The 13,010-nt window shown below is 37.6% G+C and carries 11 protein-coding genes and 1 other RNA gene; 2 read left to right on the top strand and 10 right to left on the bottom strand.

Annotation, left to right across the window (positions count from 1 at the left end):
• Positions 1-2: 2 nt before the first annotated feature.
• The 5 genes from GYM71_RS05040 to GYM71_RS05060 form a co-directional block, all read right to left on the bottom strand.
• Positions 3-1,232: a metallophosphoesterase family protein gene (locus tag GYM71_RS05040; protein ID WP_220221140.1), complete on the bottom strand. Its 1,230-nt coding sequence runs from the start codon at positions 1,230-1,232 to the stop codon at positions 3-5.
• Complete coding sequence (locus GYM71_RS05045; RefSeq protein WP_220221141.1) at positions 1,229-2,353, bottom strand: THUMP domain-containing class I SAM-dependent RNA methyltransferase; 1,125 nt, start codon at positions 2,351-2,353, stop codon at positions 1,229-1,231. The genes GYM71_RS05040 and GYM71_RS05045 overlap by 4 nt, the downstream gene beginning before the upstream one ends.
• Positions 2,354-2,421: 68 nt before the next feature.
• An RNA gene (rnpB, locus tag GYM71_RS05050) (RNase P RNA component class B) lies at positions 2,422-2,791 on the bottom strand.
• 26 nt (positions 2,792-2,817) lie between these two features.
• The gene (locus GYM71_RS05055) at positions 2,818-3,252 is read right to left on the bottom strand and encodes a DivIVA domain-containing protein (RefSeq protein WP_103751624.1); all 435 of its coding nucleotides are present in this window, start codon (positions 3,250-3,252) and stop codon (positions 2,818-2,820) included.
• A gap of 95 nt (positions 3,253-3,347) precedes the next feature.
• Positions 3,348-3,917 carry an SLOG family protein gene (locus GYM71_RS05060; protein ID WP_220221142.1) on the bottom strand — a complete coding sequence of 190 codons (570 nt, stop codon included), beginning with the start codon at positions 3,915-3,917 and terminating at the stop codon, positions 3,348-3,350.
• 69 nt (positions 3,918-3,986) lie between these two features.
• Here GYM71_RS05060 and recU point away from each other — a divergent pair, with 69 nt between their 5' ends.
• Both recU and GYM71_RS05070 read left to right on the top strand, forming a co-directional pair.
• On the top strand, positions 3,987-4,619 hold the full coding sequence (recU, locus tag GYM71_RS05065) for a Holliday junction resolvase RecU (protein ID WP_220221143.1): 633 nt from the start codon (positions 3,987-3,989) through the stop codon (positions 4,617-4,619).
• A complete protein-coding gene (locus GYM71_RS05070; protein ID WP_220221144.1) occupies positions 4,609-6,957 on the top strand; it encodes a transglycosylase domain-containing protein in 2,349 nt (782 codons plus the stop codon). The genes recU and GYM71_RS05070 overlap by 11 nt, the downstream gene beginning before the upstream one ends.
• A 59-nt stretch (positions 6,958-7,016) precedes the next feature.
• Here the strand turns inward: GYM71_RS05070 and nth are convergent, their stop codons facing one another.
• The 5 genes from nth to GYM71_RS05095 form a co-directional block, all read right to left on the bottom strand.
• Positions 7,017-7,643 carry an endonuclease III gene (gene nth, locus GYM71_RS05075; protein ID WP_103751627.1) on the bottom strand — a complete coding sequence of 209 codons (627 nt, stop codon included), beginning with the start codon at positions 7,641-7,643 and terminating at the stop codon, positions 7,017-7,019.
• A complete protein-coding gene (locus GYM71_RS05080; RefSeq protein WP_220221145.1) occupies positions 7,644-8,285 on the bottom strand; it encodes a DnaD domain protein in 642 nt (213 codons plus the stop codon).
• Between the two features lie 77 nt (positions 8,286-8,362).
• Entirely contained in the window at positions 8,363-9,661 is a 1,299-nt protein-coding gene (asnS, locus tag GYM71_RS05085) for an asparagine--tRNA ligase (RefSeq protein WP_220221146.1), read from the bottom strand.
• 66 nt (positions 9,662-9,727) lie between these two features.
• A complete protein-coding gene (locus GYM71_RS05090) occupies positions 9,728-10,213 on the bottom strand; it encodes a hypothetical protein (protein ID WP_244986848.1) in 486 nt (161 codons plus the stop codon).
• Positions 10,203-12,992: a helicase C-terminal domain-containing protein gene (locus GYM71_RS05095; RefSeq protein ID WP_220221147.1), complete on the bottom strand. Its 2,790-nt coding sequence runs from the start codon at positions 12,990-12,992 to the stop codon at positions 10,203-10,205. Before GYM71_RS05095 ends, GYM71_RS05090 begins: the two co-directional genes overlap by 11 nt.
• Positions 12,993-13,010: the final 18 nt, after the last annotated feature.

Genomic DNA, 13,010 nt, shown 5'->3' on the forward strand with positions numbered 1-13,010 from the left:
AATTAATAATTAAGTGTGACAGATAGATTACTGTGATCGGTCGTATCGTATAGAGTTTTTAAATATTTACTAAAACGGGGATGATCGGCCACCAATGCTTTAAATTCAGGCGAAGCATATAAATCATGTAGCTGCTTTTCACTAAGATGGTTGTGTCCGGTAAAGTAGTTATAATTCATTTCAATAAACAATTGATTTATTTTGTTCAGTCTAGATGATTTTTGATTAGCCAAAGAATCTTTCTGCTTTGAATTCGTACTGAGATTACGTAGCTGAATATTTTTTAAATATTGGTGAAAATTAGTTAGTAACGGATTCTGGCGCTCTTTAGCGCTTAAATACGGCGTCATTTCAAATGTCTGTCGCTGATAAGTTAAAGAAGTTGGGTCCAGCTTAACAATGCCATATGCTTGGTCGTAAGAGCAAAAGCTTGAAGTTACGATTTCAGTCGTTGGTGTTCTGTCTTGCGGACCAACGATATTTTGTGCATGAATATGCCCAGAAAAGGCTGCTTTAATGTCATAATCTTTACATAGTTGCCGCAGTAAAGGTGCATTATTTAACACAAAGCCACGGTTAACTGCTGGATTATGAACATAAAGATTGTGATGCATAAAAAGTAGCGGTCGCAAATGGTGCTTTTTTGCATAAGTTAGCTGTTTTTCTAACCAAACAATTTGCTCTTCGCTAATTTGTCCTTCGGTCGGAGGAGCACCGATTGCTTCACGCTTGCCGTAAATATTGGAATCTAAAAGTAACAATAAGTATTGCGGATTAAGCTGGACACTATAGCCGAGAGAATAATGGTCTTGACTGAGAGCACATTCATAAGATGAACTAAAAATCCTTTTCCAATCGGTTGGACTAATCTGCTCGGTATAAAGCTGCTGTTCTTCTTTGAAAATCCGTGCCCATCCATCATAAATATCATGATTGCCCGGAATGACAAGTAATCTCGTTGCAGTTAAAGCACTAAATATTTCTTGGAATTTTTTGGCTGACAATAATTCACCGTTAAAAGTGACGTCACCCGTCACAATGATTGCGGCTGGCTTTTTATCATTAACCAGTTGGCAAAAGGCTCTAAGCGCTATTTCTTGGTAGGCCAGGTCTTTACCTTGACTGGTTTTTTGAATTTCTTGAAAGGCTGTTCCATTATCATGGAGACAGTCTGCAATCAAATGAGTGTCAGTAATAATCCAAAATTCGGTGTTTAACTTGTCAGTAATCATTTTTTCTTTGCCCAATATTGATAGAAATCAACCCGCAAATTACCGTTAAACAGCTTCCGTTTTTTGGTCGCTTTTTTACCAAAAAATTCTTCAAAAAGGGGATCACCGACTAAATAATATTGACTAAAGTCATCATATTTGAGCAAGGCCTCGCCCATCTGCTGGTATAACTCTTCAGCGGATTTCTTTTCTTTTAATCGCTTACCATAAGGTGGATTTGCAATAATCACACCATTTTTCAAATCAGTAGCAAAATCTTTTACAGCGACCTGTTTAAAATAAATGTCTTGCAAAACGCCAGCATTATTGGCATTTAATTTAGCAATTTCTAAAATTGACTGATCAATATCACAAGCCCAAATTGGTTGCTCAAGTGGTTTTACTTGCGTGCGCGCTTCTTCTACAGCTTCCTCATGCAAAGATTGATCAAACCAATCAAAGCCATCAAAAGCAAATTTACGCCAAGAACCTGGCGCAATATTTCTGCCAATTAATGCGGCTTCAATTGCCAAAGTTCCGGAACCAGTCATTGGATCAATTAACGGATGACTACCATCATAAGGTGTCAGTTTAATTAAGGAAGCACCAAAATTTTCTTTTAGCGGTGCACCACCATGTTCAATTCGGTATCCCCGTTTAAATAAACTGGCACCGGTAGTGTCAAGAGAAATTCGCGCAACATCTTTATAAATATGAATATCTAGCGGATACTCATTACCACTTTCCGGCAAAAATCCACGGCGATGGTATTGATCTGACATCTTATTGACAATTGCTTTTTTGACAATTGACTGTATGCCTGGTTCTGAATGTAATTTAGATCGAACTGCCCTTCCCTGAACTGGGAATTTGGCATCAACAGGTAAAAGTTCTGCCCAATCAATATCATATACTTGATTGTAAAGAGTATCGAAATCTAATGCTCGGAATTCTTTAAGTAAAATTTTTACCCGATCAGCAGTTCTAAGCCAGAGATTGGTTTTAACAATATCTGCCTGATCGCCTTTAAAAAAGACCCGACCGTTTTCTGTCTGTGTTTGGTAACCTAACGATTGTAATTCTTTGGCAACAACGCTCTCAAAGCCTGCTCCCATTGTCGTATATAGTTGATATTGCTTCATTATTACTTCTTTCATTCTTTAAAAAAAGCGTTGAGCCCTTTGAAAAGCTCAACGCTGCCAGTGCAAATTTTTATAAGCCACGTTCTGTTCCAGTAATTTTGGCCAAATTACCTTTAGCAGCCATCTATCTTTGCTATTAATAGCAATCCAACCTTTAGTTCAATTCCCTAGGTTGAGACGCCCCCACCAAATTTGGGTTGCACGCTCGCAGGGTTTACCTCGTTCCACCAAGAGCGTTTCCGCTCAAGCTTCGTCACTGTGGCACTTTTCAGAATAATCATGCATATCAAAAATGACTTAGCACTTTTTTCGCCGTAATTGTAACCAATTCTTTAGCTTATTGGGCTAAATACGAACACTACAAGCTTCGCAGCCTGTGCGTGCGTGGACTTTCCTCAGCTCAGTCAATAATAGACCAAACCGCGACTGCTCAAAATTTGCACCATTAAAAATTATACCAGAGCTTAGTCCTTTTGTAACCCATAAACTCGTTGTTCTAGATTATAGACTTTGCGTTCCAGAGTTGAAATGCGTTGAATTATTGCCATGTTCGTTGAACTTTCAGTTTGTGAATCACTGTTTAGTGAGCTGAATGTGTTGTCGCGGCCTTGGCTAGGAGTGTATGTCTTTACTGTTTCTTCAGTATTAACTGGGGTTATTCTCCTAGTCTTTTGCAATTGAACAGCGCTTTGCTTGTGTTGATCGTCCATTAATTGGCCTTGTAATTTGCCAATTTGGCCGTATAAATCCTCAATAATTTGTTCAAAAGTATCATAATCGGCAATCACCTGGTCCAAAAAAGCATCAACTTCGTCTGGATCAATGCCTTTAACCTTGGTTCTGAATTGTTTTTTTAATATATCCTGCGTGGATAGTTTAATGTCTTTTAAATCTGCCATAATGATGACAACTCCTTTATAATTCCCTAGTTTATTCTAGCAAAAAGCACCGGTTCTTAAAACAGAAAAGATAAGTTTAGAAAAAGCTTTAGAAATTATTCGTCAAAAGTATTTCCTTCCTGTTCAGACTGGTATTCCTCAGCAGCATCTTGAAGATCATAAAAATCAATTAATTCTAGTGGATAATTATTGGCTTCTTGGTATTTTTTGATTAAATTATAATCAAACTTAGGTTTGCCAGGACTTTCTAAATCATAAACCATTAATGCGCTGTCAGTGTGCATTAACATAAAATTTTGATAATTCCTTAATTGCACAGGGCTTTGATAAGGCTTATTTGAAGTTGCAGCAAAAAAGTCGACCTGATTTTTAAGGCTTAAAAATTTAGCTTGGTTATTTTCGTTCCATCTAGATGCAAATTCCTCATAAGGAATAATCATTGAAACTCTTAAGGGGTATTTTTGCCTTAATTCAACGGCAACCTCACTAGCCCACTGTTCAACGCCAAGATTTGCCCCGGTGATTACCCAATCGAGTTGTCCATCCTCTAACATTTCTGTTAAACGTTTTTCTATTACAAACTTGATGATTTTTATTTTAGGATCTTTTTCACCAAAAGTGTTCAGTTCATAATTGCGGTACCCAGTAACCCATAGTCGTTGCATATTGAAAGAGATAGCTCCTTGTTCAAAAACTTTTCCTTTATTGCTATAATGCTAGCAGGAGTGAGATTGATGGTCAAATATCCAAGCGGTAGTTCTGCCGCATATCGTAAAGCTGCTGAAGAACCAAAAATCAGGAAAAAGTACACACATCGTGAAAATGTTAATTTTTCTGATCGGGGAATGAATCTTGAGCAGATGATTAACGAATCAAATAAATTTTATCGCATTAAAGAGATTGCGGTAGTACATAAAAAACCAACACCAATCCAAATTGTTAAGGTAGATTACCCGAAAAGATCACGAGCAGTTATTAAAGAAGCTTATTTTCGCCAAGAATCGACAACGGACTATAATGGAGTGTATCAGGGTTATTATTTAGACTTTGAGGCTAAAGAAACTAAAAATAAAACAAATTTTCCGTTAAAGAATTTTCATGAGCACCAGATTATTCACTTAGAACAGTGCTTGAAACAAAAAGGAATTTGTTTTACCATTATTGGTTTCACGGTTTTAAATAGGTACTTCGTTACGCCAGCAAGTAAAATTATTGAGGCTTGGTGGGACAAGGACAAAAGCTCGGTCACGTTAAAAGAAGTTGAAAAATGGTCAATTGAAATTAAAAGCGGCTTTCAACCTACCTTACCTTATTTAAAAGCTGTAGATCATTTTATCGCAGATAGGAAATTGAATAATGGCAAATAGAAATTATAATTCAAACAATAGACGCGAATCACGAAAAAATTACCGCGAAAATTTACCTAAACCAAGGTGGCACCGTGTAGTTAAATTGCTCTTGATGGCTATTTTTCTATTATTGCTTTCCGGTGTTGGTCTTTTTGCATATTATGCTAAGGATGCGCCTAACATTAGTAGGGCTAGTCTTGAAAGTGGTGGTTCTACCGCCTTTTATACCCCAAACGGCAAGTTTTTATTATCTCTTGGTTCAGAAAAAAGAATCTATGCTAAAGATAGTCCAGACATGCAACTGTTAAAAGATGCAATCGTCTCTGTCGAAGACAAGCGCTTTTACAAGGATAAATTGGGAATTGACCCAATCAGAATTGTCGGTTCCATGTTAAGCAATGCTAAAAGTCAAAGTATTTCTGCGGGTGGTTCAACGATTACGCAGCAACTCGTTAAACTTAGTGTGTTCTCCACTGATGCATCACAGAGAACCTTAAGGAGAAAAGCACAAGAAGCTTGGCTAGCAATGCGGGTTCAACGTGAATATACCCATGATGAAATTCTGGAATTTTATATTAATAAGGTTTACATGAATTACGGTAATTATGGTATCGGCACGGCTGCTAACTATTATTATGGTAAGAAAATTGGCGAATTAGATCTATCACAAACTGCACTGTTGGCTGGGATGCCTAACAGACCAACGATTTATAACCCATACGTTTATCCTAAATATGCCAAATATCGGCGTGACATTGTTTTGCAGGCTATGCTTGATAATAAAAAAATTACTAAAGCCCAGTACAATCAAGCACGAAAAGAAAGCATCAAAAAGGGCCTAAAGCCACATCAACAAAAGAACCAGTCAAATATTCGTAAAATTGATGATCCTTATATCAAGGAAGCAGTTCAAGAAGTTAAAAATAAGGGCTTTGACCCCTACCGTGACAATTTAAAGATTACATTAAACATTAATCAAAAAGCCCAAAGAAAGCTTTATGAATTAGCAAATAATGGTCAAGTACCATTTACCAGCGATACTATGCAGGTGGGTGCTACGGTAGTAGATCCAAGTAATGGCCATGTTGTAGCAATAATTGGTGGACGGCATATTCCGTCAACGGTTCAATTAGGTCTTGATCGAGCAGTTCAAACTAGTCGCTCCACCGGTTCTTCAATAAAACCCGTTCTTGATTATGGTCCAGCTATTGAATATTTAAACTGGTCAACTGCTAAAGTACTGGATGACAGTAAATATTACTACCCTGGAACTAATATCCAACTTTATGATTGGGATAATAAGTATGAAGGCCAAATGACTATGCGGCACGCATTAGAGCAGTCTAGAAATGTTCCGGCTGTTAAAACTCTAAAAGAGGTCGGCATTAGACGTGCTTCTAGGTTTGCCCGGCAAATGGATATTAATGTGCCAAAGACTGCAGGTCTATCCGTGGGTATTGGCGCAGACGCATCGAGCTTACAAATGGCAGGTGCATATGGTGCCTTTGCTACAATGGGGATTTACCACAAACCACAATTTGTTTCCAAAATTGAAACACCTGACGGCTTAGTGAGAAACTATGATTCCGAAGGAATTCGCGTAATGAGTAAAGCTACTGCTTATATGATCACTGATATGTTAAAGGGCGTTATTAAGCATGGTTCTGGAACCAACGCGCAAATCAGAGGTTTATACCACGCAGGTAAAACCGGTTCTGTTAAATACTCTGACCAAGAATTAGCTCGTTACCCTAGTTATGGCGCAACGCCTAAAGATTCTTGGTTTGTAGGCTATACACAAAGCTACTCGATGGGAGTTTGGACAGGCTATGATAACTTAAAGGATGGAACTATTTCTGGTATTGGCCAGCAATCTGCTCAATTGCTTTATAAAAATATGATGTCCTATCTTATGAGCAATAAAGAAAATGTTGATTGGCAAAAACCAGATTCAGTCATTAGAGCTAGAATAATTAAAAATTCTAATCCTCCTGTTGTTTCTTCAACTGGTGAATGGCAACTGTTTGTTCGTGGGCATGCTCCAGCGGGAATTGTTGATGATAGTAGTGATTATGATAGTTCTGAGGAGCAGACTAGCAGCAATTCAACTCAGAATAATTATAACGAGCAAAACAGAACTATTACCCGTAAAAAGAGACCAACCGAATCACAGTCTGATGAAAACAAAAATGATGCTGGACATGATCGTGATCAGACAAATAATGGTAATAATAATTCACCGGAAAATAAACCAAATAATCATGATAATGACAGCTCTCATTCAAATTCAAACGAAAATTCTGATAATCATGAAGGCAATAGCAATCCGGCAAATGACGGCGAACATGATCATTAATAATTAAAAAATAAAAATGCCATAGCTAATTTACAGCTATGACATTTTTGTATGCGGTGTTATTGTTTTTTCAAATATGAATATGGATCTTCTTTATCTCTTGCTGTCATTGAATAACGACCAAATAAAATCATTGCGTGATGAGTGTGGATCCACTCACTTTTTGGTAATATTTCTTCTAATCGTTTTTCAATTTCAAGTGGCTTAGCATTTTGCGGTACGATATGAAATCTTTTTGAGATTCGGGAAACATGTGTATCAACAGCAATAGCCGGTACACCAAAACCGTCAGCTAAAACTACATTTGCAGTCTTCTCGCCCACTCCGGGCAATGTCACTAACGTTTTCTTATCTTCAGGAATCTGACCGGCAAATTTGTCCACCAAAATTTGGGCGGTTTCTTTTAAGTGCTTGGCCTTAGAATGATAGAGGCCAATTTTTGAAATATGGTGCTCAATATCGGTAATTGATGCTTGCGCTAAAGAGCTTGGATCTGGATAATCCGCAATAAATTTAGGCATGATTCTGTTAACCATTTTATCAGTCGTTTGAGCACTCATTAACACGGCGCAAAGTAAATGAAATTTATTATCCCAAATCAATTCACTTTTTGCATCAGGGTACATCTCGTTTATGGCACGCAAGACTTTTCTTGCTTCTGCTGTACTTAATAATTTTTCAGGCATTTAACGGTTCCTTTGTAAAAATTTTTGCACTTCACTTGTTGTTTTTAGGTTGTGCCGCTGCCAGTTAAGAAGCACGCGGTCAACATACTTTAAACTATATGCTTGCGACAATACAGCCTCTCTTAACGCCAACTTGATAATTTCCGGATCATAATGATCAACATTCAACCAAGCAGCAACCTCTTCTCGTTCGATTGGACTAAGATAACGGCCAAATTCAATTTCAAATTGCCGCATTAACTGGTTTAACGGACTATTATCAACAGTTGAAGAGCTGCTTTCAGTTACTCCTTCTTCAGCATTAGGCAAAACATTCTTGGCTAACAACTCATCGAGTTTTATATATAATTGGTCCAGATTAAATTGATTGCCAATCCGGCCCTTCTTATCAGTGACTTGGTCAATTGCCAAGTAATTTTTTTCAATTAGGCGCTGAATAATATCAGCGATTTCGGCTGAAGAAAAATTAGTGTTAGCAGCGATCTGTTCGTTAGAGGGAAAATTCTCACCTTTTTGAGCAAATAATTCAAGTTGCATAATTAAGATTATTTCAGAGTCACTAATTTTAAGTTGCGGATAATAAGCTAATAAACCATTGGAAAAAGTTGTAAATCCAAGAGTTCGGTAATCATTGTAATGCATGATAATTTTCTCTCCTTTAAAAAAGTTGAACTAAAATATTTTAGTTCAACTTTTTTAATTATTTAGTTAATGCAAATTTATGGCTTAACCCGGTTAATCATTCTTGGGAATGGAATAGCTTCGCGAACGTGATCTAATTTGCAAATCCAAGCAATTACACGCTCGAAGCCCATACCAAAGCCTGAGTGAGGAACACTACCATATTTACGTAAGTCAAGATACCAATCATAATTTTCTTCTTTAAGACCGGCTTCTTTAATTTGCTCTTTCAGAGTGTCGTAGTCACTTTCACGTTCAGAACCACCCATAATTTCACCATAGCCCTCTGGAGCCAAAACATCGGCACATAAATATTCCTTAGGGTTATCTGGATTTTTCTTCATGTAGAATGGCTTAATTGCCGTTGGGTAATTAACAATGAAAAATGGCCGATCAAATTTTTCAGAAATGAATGCTTCGTCTGGAGCACCAAAATCATCGCCCCACTTGAAATCTCTGCCATCTTCTTGAAGCATTTTAACCGCATCATCATAAGATAAACGGGTATAGTTGCCTTCTGCAGCAGGCCGCAGTTTTTCCTTATCACGACCGAGTAATTCTAATTCGTAATCGCAGTTTTCCAAGACTTGTTTAACAACGTATGATAAAAAGCGTTCTTGAATATCCAAAGATTCATCTTGGTGCATCCAGGCCATTTCAGGTTCCATCATCCAAAATTCAGTAAGATGACGTCTTGTCTTAGATTCTTCTGCTCTAAAAGTAGGACCGAAAGTGAAAATCTTACCAAAGGCTTCAGCGCCTACTTCACCATAAAGCTGACCAGATTGTGATAAATAAGCATCGCCACCAAAGTATTCGGTATGGAATAGCTCCGTGGTACCTTCAGGAGCTGAATGCATAAAAATTGGAGCATCAAATTTAACGAAACCCTCGTTTTCAAAGAAATCAACCGTTGCCTTAAAGATGGTGTTTCTGATACGCATGATTGCAAATGGTCTTCTGCTACGCAACCATAAGTGCCGGTGATCAAGCAAGAATTCAATTCCGTGTTCTTTATTCCCGATTGGGTAGCCTTCATTATTAGTGACAACCTTTAAATCAGAAATTTGAATTTCATAGCCGAAGTGAGAACGATCATCTTGGTGAACAGTTCCTGTGATGTAAAAGCTAGCTTCTTGGTGCAATGATTTTGCTGCTTCAAAAACTTCATCTGTAACATCATTTTTTCTAACTATTCCTTGGAAAAATGCAGTTCCATCACGTAACTGTAAAAATACGATTTTTCCACTTGACCGTTTATCAGTCAGCCAAACATGCATTTGAACTTCTTCATCAACATGCTTTGAACAATCTCTAATTGAAATTAATTTTGTCATAAACTTTTATTCCACTTTCCTTATCATATCAACTTAATAATACCAAAGTTTTGTTAAATAAGCGACTTAACCTAGTAAATTTCCGTTTTTAAATTCATAGAGTTTGTAATGGTAGTCACCTGAGCTATTTTTAGCCGCTACTTCCCAAACCGCTTTGTTACGATACCAACCCAAGTTAACCGCAGTAATTTTATCATCTGGATACTTAGTTCCGTATTTATTTCTAACTGCTGTCTCGCTAACGCCCTTTTTACTAGATAAAAGGTAGGCTTTCTTTGAGGCGGGTAAATAAATGAAGTAATAGGTTTGGCTGTTTTTAGCAATGCCTTTAGCGGAGTAACTATTAACACCGCGATCTAAATGATAGTTTCGCTCAATTTTTTTAATCGGTGATTTTTGCAAGACTATTTGATTAAGCTCACGTGTTTCATTTCGTACGGGACTGCTTGCTTTATAGAAAATAAGCAGAAATGAAAAATAGAGCACAACAATAATGGCAATTAGCCAAGCAATAAATTTAAGCGTTTGTTTTGTGTCGTCTTCAATTATCATAATTATCCAACTTATTCCGTAAATCTTTTATCAAAATTTTTCTTGTTGTTATAGGTATTGCGTTTAAAAATACTTTACCATAATCTTTGCTCCAAATCCGTGAATCCAAAATTAAGAACTGACCATGATCTTTTTCGCCACGAATTAGGCGTCCCATGCCCTGCTTAAACCGAATAATTGCCCGTGGCATCGTATCATTTTGGAAAACATTAATGCCCTTTTTTTGCAATTGGCGTTGACGTAAACGCACTTCGGGCTGGTCGGGGGATTCAAATGGTAGTTTAGCGGCAATAACTAAATCAATCCGACATTCATGAAAATCAATTCCTTCCCAGAAACTATCGGCCCCGATTAAAATAGCCTTTTGCGCAATCGCGAACCTTTTGGTAATGCGGTTATTAGAGCCGGATACACCTTGGGCTAAAATTTCAAAGTCACGTAGATTAGGCGAATTTAAAATGGCACTGAAGACTTCTTTTATTTTATCCAAATTAGTCATTAAAACTAGAATATGGCTTTTCTGACTCAAGTCATTTTCTAGAATGTTAGCCAGCTGCTGATCATATTGCGGCGTGTCGATAGCAGGAAAGTCTTTCACGGCTAAAACCTGCAAATGCTGATCAAGTTTAAATGTGCTGCTACCAATGAATTTTTCCGGATGTAAATCAGTTAAAGCTAACTGTTTAATTGTAAAGGAAAAATCATTGTCATTTGTTAAAGTAGCACTAACAAAGCAAAGATGGTCAAAACGAGCGTAAATTTGTTTTAATTCACTAGAAGCGTCTAATGTCATCCAGCTCAGATTAACACTTAACGGATCCTGAGGATTGGTTAAAGTTAGTAAAAATCCTTCCTGAGTTAAAACTTCCTTGGTATGAAGAATGTCTGATAGCTGGTAGCTTTTAGTAATATAAAAATCAAGACGATCAATTTGATCAGTCAACTCACTTAAAACAGCATCCCTCTCCAATCCCGAATTATCAGTTTCATTATACAGCTTAAATAAAATAGCATTAGTCTGTTGCCGGACATCTTCTAATTTGCGTTGAAACTCACCAAGTTTCGGTAAAAATTGACTCTCACTAGCGAATAAATCCGTGCCCTCAAAACTTAAGAGCAGATTACCATTTGGCAAGATATTTTTATTTACCGCTTGCTCGTTTTGGGCAAATAATATTCTCTGTAACTGGTTAATGACGTGAATCAAGTCCAATATCGCCGGATCTAATTTTTCTAGTAAAAAGTTGACTGAAACATCGTTACCATACTGGTTAAATACGCTATCTTCGGCATAAAACAAAAGATTGCGCAAATGATTGAGTACGCCCCAAAGTGATTCAAACTGAAATGAGTCATTCCGCGAATTGATTACGTTATCGACAAAGCGGTGAGCTTCATCAATCACCAAATAAGGATTTTGCCCCCAAATTGTGTCGTTGTAATGATTGGCCAAATAGGCGTGATTAGTAATTAAAATATCGGCTTCTTCTTGCTTTTGCCGCGCTAAATTCCAAAAATCGACTTTAGCAAAACTACTACCTACCCGGGCATCCCCCGGATGAGCTATCTGAACAAACAACGGTGCCTTATAGTTAGTCAGCTGTAATTCATCTAGATCTCCCGTTTTAGTCTCCGTTAACCACACCAAGATTCGCATTTGCAAGACTAGCGTCATTTTATTAGGCGTTCCCTGGTATAGACTTTGGTAAAAGCCATCTAAATCGAGATAATGACTACTTGATTTCACCACTTCTGCAGTCAAATCAAGGTCAGTGACCTTAAGCAATTGGGGAATTTCCTGCGTGATGATCTGATCTTGCAAAACTTTAGTTGGCGTCGCCACCACAAGCTTTCGACTCGTATATAAATGATAGGAATAAGCAAACAAGTAGGAAAAAGTTTTACCTGTACCATTGGGTGCTTCAACCAATAACGCCCTTTGATCAGGATTCTTGATGAACTGATTAATTTGGTTGATTAAATCAACTTGTGGCTGCCGGTAATTGATTTTTCCTTTAAATAGCTGATGCTTGGCTTTATTACTGAGAGGAAAAGATGCATTTGAGCCATTACTGTGCTCTGGAATTTTAGTCTGTTGTTTTTGCAAAATAATATTGCGGACCTGCACGTAGTTTTTACCTAGTGGTCTTTTAGTTAGCCGCAATTCATCTGCAATTGTGGTAAAAATCCAGGAAGTGTCTCGGATAAGACCGTGCGCAAGAGAACTTAACGTATTCAGTGTGGCTTGCGGCAATGTTTCCAATTTGTTGATAATCTTAAGCAGTAACACAGCCGTCCCGTATGCATCTGAATCAGCTTTATGCGGATTTAGGTGTGGGATGTTTAGCTGATTAGTTAGATCTGTCAGCTTATATGACGGTAAAGTCGGAAACGCAATCTTAGCCAGTTCAACTGTATCGATTGCCCTATTGGTTAAAGCCTCATAGCCATGCTGCACTAGTTCATAATTAAGAAACGGCAAATCAAAATTTACATTATGCGCCACAAAGACCGCATCCTTTAAGATGGCAATAATCTTTGGAGCATAATAAGAAAAGTCCTTTTGCTGAGCTACATCTGAATTATGAATATGCGTAAGGTTCTGAATTGCTAAAGGGATGTCACGGTGGGGATTAATCATAAAAGAGTAGGTTTTAACAACCTTCATGTTTTTGATGATGGCACAACCAAACTGGATAATATGATTGTCCTCTTCGCGCTGGGTTCCGGTTGTTTCCAGATCCACGACTGCAAATGTCTCCTTAGCAAATAATGTCATTAAATTCGACCTCCTTTC

The organism is Lactobacillus panisapium (assembly GCF_019469265.1).
In the GTDB taxonomy this organism is placed as follows: Bacteria; Bacillota; Bacilli; order Lactobacillales; family Lactobacillaceae; genus Lactobacillus; species Lactobacillus panisapium.

Excerpts from the sequence above, each read along its gene's own strand:
- GYM71_RS05040 (WP_220221140.1), bottom strand. The coding sequence starts at position 1,232 with ATGATTACTGACAAGTTAAACACCGAATTTTGGATTATTACTGACACT.
- GYM71_RS05045 (WP_220221141.1), bottom strand. The coding sequence starts at position 2,353 with ATGAAGCAATATCAACTATATACGACAATGGGAGCAGGCTTTGAGAGC.
- GYM71_RS05055 (WP_103751624.1), bottom strand. The coding sequence starts at position 3,252 with ATGGCAGATTTAAAAGACATTAAACTATCCACGCAGGATATATTAAAA.
- GYM71_RS05060 (WP_220221142.1), bottom strand. The coding sequence starts at position 3,917 with ATGCAACGACTATGGGTTACTGGGTACCGCAATTATGAACTGAACACT.
- recU (WP_220221143.1), top strand. The coding sequence starts at position 3,987 with ATGGTCAAATATCCAAGCGGTAGTTCTGCCGCATATCGTAAAGCTGCT.
- GYM71_RS05070 (WP_220221144.1), top strand. The coding sequence starts at position 4,609 with ATGGCAAATAGAAATTATAATTCAAACAATAGACGCGAATCACGAAAA.
- nth (WP_103751627.1), bottom strand. The coding sequence starts at position 7,643 with ATGCCTGAAAAATTATTAAGTACAGCAGAAGCAAGAAAAGTCTTGCGT.
- GYM71_RS05080 (WP_220221145.1), bottom strand. The coding sequence starts at position 8,285 with ATGCATTACAATGATTACCGAACTCTTGGATTTACAACTTTTTCCAAT.
- asnS (WP_220221146.1), bottom strand. The coding sequence starts at position 9,661 with ATGACAAAATTAATTTCAATTAGAGATTGTTCAAAGCATGTTGATGAA.
- GYM71_RS05090 (WP_244986848.1), bottom strand. The coding sequence starts at position 10,213 with ATGATAATTGAAGACGACACAAAACAAACGCTTAAATTTATTGCTTGG.
- GYM71_RS05095 (WP_220221147.1), bottom strand. The coding sequence starts at position 12,992 with ATGACATTATTTGCTAAGGAGACATTTGCAGTCGTGGATCTGGAAACA.